At 51.9% G+C, this 10,108-nt stretch carries 9 protein-coding genes and 1 tRNA gene; all 10 read right to left on the bottom strand.

The annotated features are described in order from the left end of the window. Positions 1-86: 86 nt before the first annotated feature. On the bottom strand, positions 87-1,175 hold the full coding sequence (locus tag ACE6ED_RS26145) for a hypothetical protein (RefSeq protein WP_410830386.1): 1,089 nt from the start codon (positions 1,173-1,175) through the stop codon (positions 87-89). A gap of 101 nt (positions 1,176-1,276) precedes the next feature. Then, positions 1,277-1,429, bottom strand: a complete 153-nt coding sequence (locus tag ACE6ED_RS26150) for a small acid-soluble spore protein P (protein WP_410830387.1) — start codon at positions 1,427-1,429, stop codon at positions 1,277-1,279. Continuing rightward, positions 1,426-1,782: a hypothetical protein gene (locus ACE6ED_RS26155; protein ID WP_410830388.1), complete on the bottom strand. Its 357-nt coding sequence runs from the start codon at positions 1,780-1,782 to the stop codon at positions 1,426-1,428. The genes ACE6ED_RS26150 and ACE6ED_RS26155 overlap by 4 nt, the downstream gene beginning before the upstream one ends. Positions 1,783-1,958: 176 nt before the next feature. Then, a tRNA-Ser gene (locus ACE6ED_RS26160) sits at positions 1,959-2,047 on the bottom strand. A 61-nt stretch (positions 2,048-2,108) separates the two neighbouring features. After that, entirely contained in the window at positions 2,109-3,398 is a 1,290-nt protein-coding gene (serS, locus tag ACE6ED_RS26165) for a serine--tRNA ligase (RefSeq protein WP_410830389.1), read from the bottom strand. Between the two features lie 83 nt (positions 3,399-3,481). Next, a complete protein-coding gene (pdxT, locus tag ACE6ED_RS26170; RefSeq protein WP_410830390.1) occupies positions 3,482-4,060 on the bottom strand; it encodes a pyridoxal 5'-phosphate synthase glutaminase subunit PdxT in 579 nt (192 codons plus the stop codon). Positions 4,061-4,080: 20 nt separating this feature from the next. After that, positions 4,081-4,962, bottom strand: a complete 882-nt coding sequence (gene pdxS / locus ACE6ED_RS26175; RefSeq protein WP_410830391.1) for a pyridoxal 5'-phosphate synthase lyase subunit PdxS — start codon at positions 4,960-4,962, stop codon at positions 4,081-4,083. 106 nt (positions 4,963-5,068) lie between these two features. After that, entirely contained in the window at positions 5,069-6,475 is a 1,407-nt protein-coding gene (locus tag ACE6ED_RS26180) for a D-alanyl-D-alanine carboxypeptidase family protein (RefSeq protein WP_410830392.1), read from the bottom strand. Between the two features lie 123 nt (positions 6,476-6,598). Then, a complete protein-coding gene (gene guaB / locus ACE6ED_RS26185; RefSeq protein ID WP_410830396.1) occupies positions 6,599-8,056 on the bottom strand; it encodes an IMP dehydrogenase in 1,458 nt (485 codons plus the stop codon). Between the two features lie 340 nt (positions 8,057-8,396). After that, on the bottom strand, positions 8,397-9,866 hold the full coding sequence (locus ACE6ED_RS26190; protein WP_410830393.1) for a methyl-accepting chemotaxis protein: 1,470 nt from the start codon (positions 9,864-9,866) through the stop codon (positions 8,397-8,399). Between the last annotated feature and the right edge of the window lie 242 nt (positions 9,867-10,108).

Here is a 10,108-nt window from a genome sequence, read left to right on the forward strand (position 1 = left end):
TCTTGTTCTTACCTACGTAAAAAAGCCCATTGCAGCGAATACAGCTGCAATGGGCTTTTGCGTAGTGCGGGATGATGAGAATTAAATTAGTACGAAGATCCTAAAGAATCCATTTCCTGCTCGAACTCTTCCATAGTCATCACTTCGTCGCCTTGCGGAATACCGATCTTGAATTCGGGTTTCTCGTTAATCCGGCTGTATTGGTTGCTGCCTTTCAGCGACAAGCCAATGTTCTGGGAAGAATCCGGGTCCTTGAAGTTGATGTTCATCACCATGTCTTGATAGACCGGGAAATCATCCTTGTTCAGCGCCGTATTTACCTGGAACTGGTTAATCGTCAGGACTTTGTCCAGTTCAGCCAGCCCCTCATCGAACTCTTTTTTGGCTTCGCCGGATTGAATTTCTGTCTTCATTTCATCCAGATCAGCCTGCTCGATCTCCAGCATTGTGCGGTATTCTTCTTTGGACAGAATATCGATCACTTTCGGCAGCGCGTTGTTCACCAGGATCGTGATGGCTTCCTTCACGTTGTCGTTCGTCACTTCAAAACGGACCACTTGCTTGGCGTCAACGCCTTCCGGCAGGTTCGCGTCTTTGGTGCTTACGTTCTTGAAATATTTCTCTTGATCATATTCGCTCAGAACGGCGTCCGCGACTTCATTGGACAGCTTCTGCAGTTTCTGGGTATCCATCGCAGCCGGGTTGAATTCAGTTCCTTCCTCGGCAGCCAGCTCCTTCAAATCCAGTTCGATAAATTTGCCAACCATCGTCTCCGGCAGCGGCAAGAAAGGAATGGATGGAACCTTAACATAAATCTTCTCCGATGTCATCACCATCGGCATGGTAAAGCTCATCGCCATATCCCCTTTAAGGTTCAGGGTCAGCGTAGCTTCTGTCTGCATAGGATCAGCCTGATAAACGCCCTCTACGGTCATTTCAGCGTTCTTGAGCATGCTTACAACCTGCGACATGCCAGCCGCTTCATCTTCCTGCAGGTCCATCTTAAGATCATTGAGCACCACCGTGCTCTTCATTTCATAAGATTTGAGTTCCGTAACTTGCGTAGCCGCGGCTTTCAGCGCCTCTTTTGGCTCTTGTTTGGCTCCGCATCCGGACAGTAATACCGCTGTTGATAGCAGCACTGCCGCTGCAGACAACCCCCATTTTTTCTTCATTCTTTGTGTCTCCTCTCCCATGGTAAAAATAATCCCCATTAATCATAAACCATTTAAACGACAACAGAAACAACTTTTTGGCAAATTTGTTACACGGCTGCTTATCCTTCCCGATTCAGGTGACTGACGTGATTGGCGTTCTTCACCTTTTTCGAGCCCGACAGAGGTTCCGGACCGCCCGTATGGCGCTGCTTGTCCCGGTCTGGTTTACCCTGGCGGCTGCCCGTAGCTGGATAGCTGTCTGGCTTGCTCATCGGCCTGCCTCCTTCACATTGGTAATGCGCTGAAGATTCTGCGCACATTCATGAATATGACGGGTGTAGTCACGGGCCAATTCCTGCACCACATCCGTTCTCTCATCCGCACTGCGCCCTGCACGTTCCACGTCGACCAGATCGACCGCAACCTCCCGGCTGTCCACATAGGTGCAGCGAAAATCAAAAGAATACGCCTGATGACCGGCCGCGTTAATATGAATACGCAGGCTGTGCGGATCGGTTTCATCCGCTTGAACGGCAAAGCTGTCCCCATCCTCCAGGAAAGATGGCATCTGCGCTTTCCATGCGGAGACAAGCGCAGGCTGATCGATCTGCAATTCCCTGTTCATATCGTTGACCTCCTTTGCTGGGAGCAACCGGGTTTCCCCGCCCGGTGCTCCTAATACGGTGCGGAAAAAGGCTTGATTTTATTCCGCTGCCGCCCAAAGGTTTGTACAAGAAAAAAGATATACAAAAAGACCGCTCCTCATAAAGAAGCGGTCTGCTGATCATTTGTAATTGAAAGTGGCGGAGAGGATGGGATTCGAACCCATGTGGGCTTGCACCCTAACGGTTTTCAAGACCGCCCCGTTATGACCGCTTCGGTACCTCTCCAGTGATTTAAAACAGCACATGCATCAGTTATTATACCACATTCCAAGCTAAAACAGCAAGATCACTGCGCCGATTTAGGTGAAATCACCTGTACGTTGCCCATGTAGGGCTGAAGGCGTTCAGGAATGCGAACCGATCCGTCCTCCTGCTGGTAGTTCTCAAGTATGGCAGCGACTGTACGACCTACAGCCAGCGCGGAGCCGTTTAAGGTATGAACAAATTCAGGCTTCGCCTTCGGCTCCGGCCGGTAGCGAACATTGGCGCGGCGTGCCTGGAAGTCTTCTGTGTTCGAGCAGGATGAAATCTCGCGGTACATCCCGCTCTCCGGCAGCCATACCTCCAAGTCATACGTCTTGGCGGCGGTAAAACCCATATCGCCGGTGCACAGGGACAGCACGCGGTACGGAAGCTCCAGCAGCTGCAGGACACGCTCGGCGTCGGCAGTCATCTTCTCAAGCTCCTCGTAGGAAGATTCAGGTGTTGTAATCTTCACCAGCTCCACCTTATTGAACTGGTGCTGACGAATCAGCCCCCGCGTATCCCGGCCTGCCGACCCGGCTTCCGAGCGGAAACAAGAGCTGTAAGCGACGCAGTATTTCGGCAGATCCGAGGCGTTCAGAATCTCCTCCCGGAAGTAGTTGGTGACCGGCACTTCCGCTGTCGGAATCAAATAATATTCTGTATCCCGTAGTTTGAAGAGATCCTCCTCAAACTTAGGCAGCTGTCCTGTGCCGAACAGGCTGTCTTTATTTACAATGTAAGGAGGCAGCATTTCCTGGTATCCGTGTTCGCCGCTGTGCAGATCCATCATAAAATTGATGAGTGCGCGCTCCAGCCGGGCTCCAAGCCCTTTATAAAACACAAAACGGGATCCCGTCACTTTAGCGGCCGCCTCAAAATCAAGAATATCCAGGTTTTGCGCCAGCTCCCAATGCGATTTGGGCGTAAACGCAAACTCGCGCGGCTGCGACCAGCGGCGCACCTCCACGTTCTCTTCTTCGGACCGTCCCACCGGCACCGACTCATGCGGAATGTTCGGAATGCTCTGTGTCAGCTCTGCGATTTGTCCTTCCAACACACGGACTTCTTCGTCGAGTTCCTTGATGCGGTCGGATACGCTTCGCATTTCGATAATCAGTTCTTCCGCCGGTTCCCCGCTTTTCTTGCGTTTGGCAACTTCGCCCGACACCGTGTTCCGGCGATTCTTCAGTGCTTCCGTTTCCTGCAGCAATTCTCTGCGGCGCAGATCAAGCTGCGGAAATCCTGCGATAAGCTCCAGCGATTTGCCCCGGTTATTCAGCGCCTGCTCTACTCTAGCATAGTCGCTGCGCAATATTTTGACATCAAGCACAACAATTCCCTCCTGAAACGACCTTAACTCTTCCGCAGATCGTAAGGCCGCTTTGGAAGAGTCAGAGTGTCTATAGATGCAGTTTAGACCCGGGCTGAAGCTTCAACCATCTCTGCAAAATACTGATGCAGACGATAGTCATCCGTAAGCTCGGGGTGAAACGAAGATACCAGCAGATGCTGCTGTCTTGCAGTGACAATCTCATCCTTGTAGGTCGATAGCACCTCAACCTCTGGGCCTACCTCTTGGATTAGCGGAGCCCGGATGAACACCGCCCGAACTGGCTCCTCAATCCCTTTGACTTGAAGATCGCATTCAAAGCTGTCTTTCTGGCGGCCAAAGGCATTGCGGGCCACAGTGATATCCATAAGCCCAAGGTGGCTTTCTTCGCCGCCTGCAATCCGTTCCGCCAGCACAATCATCCCGGCACAGGTTCCAAAAATCGGTTTGCGCTGCGCCGAGAACGTGCGGACCGCTTCGATAAAGCCGTATTTACGCATAAGCTTGCCAATCGTGGTGCTCTCGCCGCCGGGGATAATCAGTCCATACAACTCCTCCAGCTGCTCCACCTTCTTGACGGGAACGCCTTCAGCGCCAGCCCGTTCAATGCTGACGATATGCTCTTCAACAGCGCCTTGCAGCGCCAGCACGCCAATCTTCATTCTGTTACCTTCTCTCTGGATTACCAGCCGCGGTCGGACATGCGCTCCGCCGCCGTAAGGCTGGCGATGTCAATGCCTTTCATCGGCGTTCCAAGGTTCTTGGACACCTCGGCAATCAATTTATAATCCGTATAATGCGTGGTTGCCTCAACAATGGCACGGGCGAATTTCTCGGGGCTGTCCGATTTAAAAATACCCGATCCAACGAATACGCCGTCCGCACCAAGATGCATCATAAGCGCCGCGTCCGCCGGCGTAGCCACACCGCCTGCCGCAAAGTTGACGACCGGAAGCTTGCCAAGCTGATGTACCTCAAGCAGCAGGTCATAAGACACGCCCAGAACCTTGGCTTCAGCATACAGCTCATCCTTAGACATATTCTGCACCTTGCGGATCTGGCTGTTGATGTAACGCATATGACGAACGGCCTCAACAATATTTCCTGTACCCGGCTCGCCCTTCGTACGAATCATGGAGGCCCCTTCGCTGATACGCCGAAGCGCTTCGCCCAGGTCTTTGGCTCCGCACACAAAAGGAACGGTAAAATCGCGTTTGTCGATATGGAACACTTCGTCGGCGGGTGTCAGCACTTCACTCTCGTCCAGATAATCGACGCCGAGAGACTCCAAAACTTTGGCCTCCACATAATGACCGATCCGGGCTTTGGCCATAACGGGAATGCTCACCGCCTGAAGGACCTCTTCCACGATGGTCGGATCGGCCATACGCGCTACCCCGCCGGCCGCGCGAATATCGGAGGGAACCCGTTCCAGCGCCATTACGGCCACCGCTCCGGCTGCCTCGGCGATCCGGGCCTGCTCCGCATTCATAACGTCCATGATGACGCCGCCTTTTTGCATTTCCGCCATACCTCTTTTTACACGCGATGTTCCCGTTTCCATGTCTATACCTCCTGAGTATACGAACTTGATCTGACTTGTAATTGTACCGTAAGGGGAGCTATTGAACAAGCTGTCTGTCTGCCTGCCTGTTGCCCCCGAAAACGGCCTAGAACAGATTTTTAATACCCGCGAACAGGTCGCTGAAAAATTCGCCGATTGCCCGGAACAGCAGCGCGAACCAGCCGGCCTTCTCCGCTTCTTCCGATGTAATCAGATTGACGGTCTGCACCTGCGGCTGCGGCATTCCTTCAATTGTGTACGAGTAGGTTACCTTGCCCAGCGCCGTACCTGCAGCGATCGGAGCTACCATGGCGGAGGCGTCATTCAGCTGAACTTTGGCGTTCACTTGGGGATTGGCGGTTCCCTTCGGTACGATAAACGTAACGCCCGCATCCGTTACAACGCCTACCTGCTTTTCTTTGCCTTTTTCCACAGGAACGGTTTCGGTGCCTGCCACAACCGCCTTAGGCGCAACCACCTGCTTGATCTCAAAGTTGTTAAAGCCAAAATCGAGGACTTTCTTGGTCTCCGTAAAACGGTGCGCTTCCGAATTGGCGCCCATAACAACGCTGATCAGCCGCATGCCGTCACGTTCCGCCGTTCCTGTGAAGCAGTTCCCGGCGCTGCTGGTGTGGCCCGTCTTGAGGCCGTCCAGGCCCTCATATGCGTAGGCTTTAAAGTTCGGAATGTTTTTGTTCGCTTCCAGCATCCAGTTGTAATTGATCATCGGCTTGTCGTCGCGTTCCCGAAACTTGTAAGACTGAATTGTTGTAAAACGGGTGTAGTCCGGGTGGTCCATTACGATGTGTTTTGCAAGAATCGCAGCGTCCATTGCCGACATGACCGTTTCCTTATCCGTATCCGGCTCGAACTTGTCCGGCATATCCGCCCGGCTCAGTCCGGTAGAGTTCACGAAATAGGTATTCTTCATTCCCATCTTCTTCGCCGTTTCGTTCATCAGCTTCACGAATTCAGCTTCCGAACCCGACACGTATTCCGCCAGCGCCACCGTAGCGTCGTTAGCAGAGCCCACAGCCATCGCTATGTACAGTTCCTCAACGGTATGTTGATCGCCTTCCGCCAAAAAAATACGCGAACCGATCTGCTTTGCCGCATTTTCTTTAACATCGACTTTGTCTTCCCATTTAAATTTGCCCGCTTTCACCGCATCGGCAACCAGATATTCGGTCATCATCTTGGTCATACTCGCCGGAGGCAGCGGCACATCGGCGTTCATCGACAGCAGGACACGGCCTGTCGTCGGTTCAAGCAGCACGGCCGACTTCAAATCAAGCTCAAGCGACTCCACGCTTGGAATCTTGACCGCTCCGGTCTTGGCCGCCTGCTTGCCGGATCCTTCGCTCTGCGTCTGCGCAGCCGCGCTCGGCGCCGGAGACGCAGCCCCTTGGGCCATAACCGGCATTGTGGAAAAGCAAAGCATATTTAGAAGCAGACCTGCCGCCGCTGTTCTTACAACAAATTTCTTTCCTTTGGAATTCCCCTTATGCTTCAATGAATTAACTCCCTTTCAGCCATATATCGATTGCTTGTTCTATTCTAACACAGGGGTATGCGCAAAAAAAGACAGACCGGGCGAAAAACGCCTGGTCTGTCTAGAATAGGTTGAAACTGGCAATTACAGCGAATAGTTTGGCGCTTCCTTCGTGATCTGTACATCATGCGGATGACTTTCGCGCAATCCCGCGCCCGTGATCCGGATAAAGCCGGTATCCTCGCGCAGCTCGCGGAGGTTCTGCGTTCCGCAGTACCCCATACCGGAACGCAGACCGCCGATCAGCTGATGAACCGTATCGGACAATGGGCCTTTAAAAGCTACCCGGCCTTCGATTCCCTCTGGAACCAGCTTCTTGTCGTCGTCTTGGAAGTAGCGGTCCTTGCTGCCCTGTTTCATGGCGCTCATGCTGCCCATACCGCGGTATACTTTGAACTTCCGGCCTTGATAAATTTCCGATTCGCCCGGGCTTTCTTCCGTTCCGGCGAACAGGCTGCCCATCATTACCGCATGCGCGCCCGCGGCAATCGCCTTGGTGATCTCCCCGGAGTATTTGATTCCGCCATCCGCGATAATCGGGATACCGTATTCGCGTGCAACGGTTGCGCAGTCATAGATTGCGGTGATCTGCGGAACCCCGATGCCTGCAATAACGCGGGTGGTACAAATCGAACCTGGACCGATACCTACTTTTACAACGGATGCTCCGGCTTCAATCAGTTCCCGGGTAGCTTCACCTGTGGCCACGTTGCCGGCAATAAGGGTCAGGTCCGGATACAGCTCGCGCAGCTTGCGGACTGCTTCAATAATATTGATGTGATGACCGTGAGCAGAGTCTACAGTGATGACATCAACGCCCACTTTGACCAGCGCTTCCGCCCGCTCGAACGTATCTTTGGAAATGCCGATCGCCGCGCCGGCCAGCAGCCGCCCGTGTGCGTCTTTGGCTGCGTTAGGGAATTGGATTGCTTTTTCAATATCTTTAATGGTGATAAGACCCTTCAAAATCATCTGATCGTCCACCAAAGGCAGCTTCTCGATCTTATGGCGCTGCAGCAGCACCTCGGCTTCCTGGAGTGTAGTGCCTACTGGAGCAGTCACCAGGTTGTCCCGCGTCATCACTTCGCTAATCGGCATGTTGTAGTCGTGGATAAAACGAAGATCGCGGTTCGTCAGGATACCGACAAGTTTGTTCTCCTCATTCACAATCGGCACGCCGGAAATCCGGTATTTGCCCATCAGCTTCTCCGCGTCGGATACCAGCCTGTCCGGTGTGAGCGAAAACGGATTGGTGATTACGCCGCTTTCGGACCGCTTCACCCGATCGACTTCCTCTGCCTGCTGTTCCACGCTCATATTTTTGTGAATGATGCCGATTCCGCCTTCACGGGCAATTGCGATGGCCATCGCCGCCTCGGTTACCGTATCCATACCGGCGCTGATCAGCGGAATATTCAGTTTCACATGCTTGCTCAATTGAGTCGAGACATCAACCTCTTTCGGCAGCACTTCGGATTTCCGCGGAATCAACAGCACATCGTCAAACGTAAGCCCTTCTTTGGCAAGCTTGTCCTCCCACACCTGGGTCATTCCTCCTCGTTTATGTTTTGTTCTGGCGCCCACCCACTTATACAGAAAAGAAGACGCGTGGACATGAGTCCATCCCCCGCACACACAGCATCACGGCGGAAACGGCGTCTGCCCAGCCTCTTCCTTACAGGTTGGAGTCGTCGGTCCAAAAATTTATTATTGCCATCTTAGCAAAGGCCTATTGGACTGTCAAGAATAATGAAGAACCGCCTGCCCCATCATTAATCAATCAAGAAAAAATGCGGATATCCGTACAGATGTCCTTCCATTACGGACACTTAGCTAAAGCAAGAGATTAGAACTCTTCATCGCAACCCGGCTAGCATTCAGCTCAGCCGGCCTTGGAGTCTGAGGGAACCGAAACCAATTCATTTAAATCCGCGATGAGCTTCTCCAGTTCCCCAAAATTTTTGACCATCCGGTTTGTAATGGCACGCTGCTCTTCCATCCCCGCCAAAATTTCTTCAGCCGCGGCGCTCGACTGCTGGGTCACACCCGAGATTTCCGTCACCTCGTTTACGACCCTGCGTGAGGAATCCTGCATACTAATGGAGCTGTCTTCGATTTCAGCCGCCTGGGATAACACCATGCCTGTGTTTTCGTAAATCGATTGAAGCACTTCTTCCGCAGCCTGGGCGGCGGTTTTTCCCTCCTCTAACGAGTGGCATGCCTGTTCAAAACGGTCAGCCAACGTCTTCGACTGGGACTGAATGCTCCCCACAATGTCTGAAATCTCTTGAGTCGCCTGTTCGGAATGTGCAGCAAGCTTCCGCACCTCAGATGACACGACTGCAAAACCTTTGCCATGCTCGCCGGCTCTTGCCGCCTCAATGGCTGCGTTCAGGGCGAGTAAATGCGTTTGTCTGGAGATATCCGCTATAGTGGACAATATGACGGACACCGCTTCGTTTCTGCGGTTAAACTCCTCCATATCCGCAGCAGTATTCCTCATCATCAAATAAATTTCGTTCATTTGTGAATTCAGCTGGCGAATCTGTACGCTGCCGCTTTCGGTCATATCGGTGGTATGAGACGATAACCGTTTCATTTCCATCGCCGACTGAGCAACTCCCTGAATATGCCGGTCCGAAACGGACAAGGAGTCGGAGATTTCGGTTACGCTGCTGGCTTGAAAATCCACGCCTTTGGCCACTTCCCCAAAGCTTGTGATGACTTCGTTAGTAATGAGACCGGTTTCGTTGACTCGTGCCTTAAGCTGCTCCATTACTTTAAAAAGGGTCCGGGAAGCGTTTTGTATACGTTCCAGCATAGACTCCATACGAAGCCGCGATCCCTCGATTGCGTTCTGGCGTTCTTCACTTTGCTGCAGCAGCCGCTGGTTAAGAACCGAGACCGCTAACAGGATTAAACCGATGATTGTAAACAATGCCAAATCCACTATATTGCCAGATAACAGTTCCTGTTTTGGCGGGAAAGCAATCAATTGAATGATATATTTAATCAGCGCCACTACAAAAAATGCAGTAAAATAGCGGGCCGTCGGATAAATCAACAACACGGTGGCATATAAAAATGTCGTAGCGATGTTCATTCCGTCTGAGGTAGTGTAGACAAGCATTGATATTAGCAGCACCGTTGCTGCCCAAGGGATGATTCGAATAAATTTACGTGTACGATTACTATAAATCATCCATGAGCAGAATACAGCTGCTGCACCATTGGTAATCCATAGTGAAGGTTGCCGGGTCAATGCCAAAACCACACCAAGCACCAATACCAGGGTGAAAAAACCAGTAATCAACTTATTTCTTTGCCAAATAATTTCGTCAAATCGACTCATAACACGTTTCTCCTTTAACCAAGATTGATAGAGTACATCTCATGCTGTCTGTGCTTTTCGCTTGTGTGCATCAATCCCGTTAGTGACTCCACTCGCGCAGCCGACATTTATATATCGGATGAATAGCCTTAGCTAATTAAAGGAAAAAAATATGCTTTTATTCTTTTGGGAGAATGTTGAATGGTTTCCCACGAGCCCCTATCATTGCTCATTTAACAGCCGCTTGATTAATGAGAAAACAC

Source organism: Paenibacillus nanchangensis, from assembly GCF_046543445.1.
Lineage (GTDB): Bacteria > Bacillota > Bacilli > Paenibacillales > Paenibacillaceae > Paenibacillus_AQ > Paenibacillus_AQ nanchangensis.